The sequence below is a fragment of the Hydrogenovibrio sp. genome (assembly GCF_049975065.1).
Classification (GTDB): domain Bacteria; phylum Pseudomonadota; class Gammaproteobacteria; order Thiomicrospirales; family Thiomicrospiraceae; genus Hydrogenovibrio.
The window spans coordinates 2755-4590 of sequence record NZ_JBNGDN010000118.1; the positions used below are offsets into that span (position 1 = coordinate 2755).

Sequence of the window (1836 nt, forward strand, 5' to 3'; positions counted from 1 at the left end):
GAATCCATTGAAAATCAATCCATGGTCAATGCCATGATTGCCATGGCCAAAGCCTTAGGGCTGGAAGTCGTCACCGAAGGCGTCGAAACGTATCCGCAATATCAATGGCTGCTGGCGCAAGACGTCAACCTGTTTCAGGGGTATCTATTGGGCAAACCCAAGCCCCACTTTATTCAACACTGACACCTAAAACCATGAACACACCCGAACCGAACCCACCCGCTCAAAAAACATACGAAGTCGCTTTAACGGTCAATCGCTACAATAAAATTATCGCACTCTCCTCCAATTGGGAAGCGGTTGCGGCTGAAGGCGGTGCCGCAGAAACGCTCGCCTCCGAAAACGTCATCGGTCAAGAACTGGAAGCCTTTATCCACAGTGACACCACGCGTATGTACATCGAATCCTGCCTGAAACTCTGCCGCCTCAAAAACGAAGTGCTGTTTCGTCAATACCGATGCGACTCCCCCACCCACAAACGCTTTATGGAGTTGCAGCTCACCCCATTGGAAGACGGTGCCGTGGAAATGAAACACTTTCTGCTCAAAGAAGACCCCTTCGAGGTGCCCATCGACATTGAAGAGGTCGCAGCAGAAAGCGCAACTCACGCACCGCAATATGTACGTTGCAGCATGTGCAATCGGCTCAAACCTTTCGGCGCCGAAAAATGGATTCCGCCGGAAGACCTCCATCTCACACAGCGCCAGTCGCTCAAAGTCATCTACAGCGTCTGCCCAGACTGCTTAAACGCCATCTGGCACAAACGCACTCATACAAAAGAATCGCTGGAAAAATAATCGCTGGATTTTCACCCCCAATTTCTCGTAAACTGAAACCCTCTAAACTCCGTTGAGAACGCCATGTTTGCCATTTACAATATTCAAGGTCGCAGCTTTCGCGACAATTTAGAAGCCCTCAAGCGTGTTCGCTCACCCGATAACGTTCAAGAAGCCAAGCTGCAACAAGACATCGGCAAAGACGAAACCCTGATCATTCAAGGCGTTGAACAAAACATCCCCCCTCAACGAAAAAGGCGTTCAGGCCTACCAAAAAATGCTGAACGTCAACAAACGGCAACCCGTCCTCAACGTCAACCAAATCATGAGTCACCCAGTTGTCACCCTGCCCATTGAAACCGGGCTGGAAGAAACCTTCCGGCTGTTTCAAAAACACGGCTTTACCCAACTGCCCGTACTCAACGAACACCGTCGGTTGGCCGGAATGCTCACACTGCTGGATCTCATGCACATCCTCTCCACCGACGGCGAACAAGTCTTCACCCTGCCGGATCAAGAAATCAAACACATCATGAAAACCGACATTATTACCGTTGATCCCGTCACCGACATCCGTCGTGCCGCCAAAGTCATGGGAGACTACCGCCTCACCGCCCTGCCAGTGGTCAACGACCAAGACCAACTCATCGGCATCCTCACCCGCAGCGACCTCATCCGCACCCTCGCCGAAAACCCACCACTCAGCCTATGGAACTAAACACCGACATCTCAGCAAGCAAGATATAAGACCAAGCAAGTTATAAGACGTAATTTCAAAATTAATTCCACAAACGCCTTGCAATAAAGCTGTAACACACTATAATACGCCACATCACATTGATGCGGGGTGGAGCAGCTTGGTAGCTCGTCGGGCTCATAACCCGAAGGTCGTTGGTTCAAATCCAGCCCCCGCTACCAAATACCAAAAAACCAGACAATCGTCTGGTTTTTTTATGCCTCTTGAATTCATACAATAACCCAAAACCAAGCCAAGGCAAATTCGCCAGGCCTGGTGAAACGCCCAATCACACCCAGTTTTCCAAGCTCAACCGCTCAACCC

3 protein-coding genes and 1 tRNA gene are annotated in these 1836 nt (G+C 50.3%); all 4 read left to right on the forward strand.

Going from position 1 to position 1836, the window contains the following annotated elements; genetic code table 11:
- Window positions 1–183: EAL domain-containing protein (locus ACP5D0_RS10005; RefSeq protein WP_472365644.1), on the forward strand; the 183-nt coding region annotated here is incomplete at its 5' end.
- 11 nt (window positions 184–194) lie between these two features.
- Window positions 195–797 (forward strand): hypothetical protein, encoded by a 603-nt coding sequence (locus ACP5D0_RS10010; protein ID WP_472365645.1) that lies wholly within the window; start codon window positions 195–197, stop codon window positions 795–797.
- Window positions 798–1002: 205 nt separating this feature from the next.
- Window positions 1003–1494: a CBS domain-containing protein gene (locus ACP5D0_RS10015; protein WP_472365646.1), complete on the forward strand. Its 492-nt coding sequence runs from the start codon at window positions 1003–1005 to the stop codon at window positions 1492–1494.
- Between the two features lie 123 nt (window positions 1495–1617).
- Window positions 1618–1694 (forward strand) — tRNA-Met (locus ACP5D0_RS10020).
- Window positions 1695–1836: the final 142 nt, after the last annotated feature.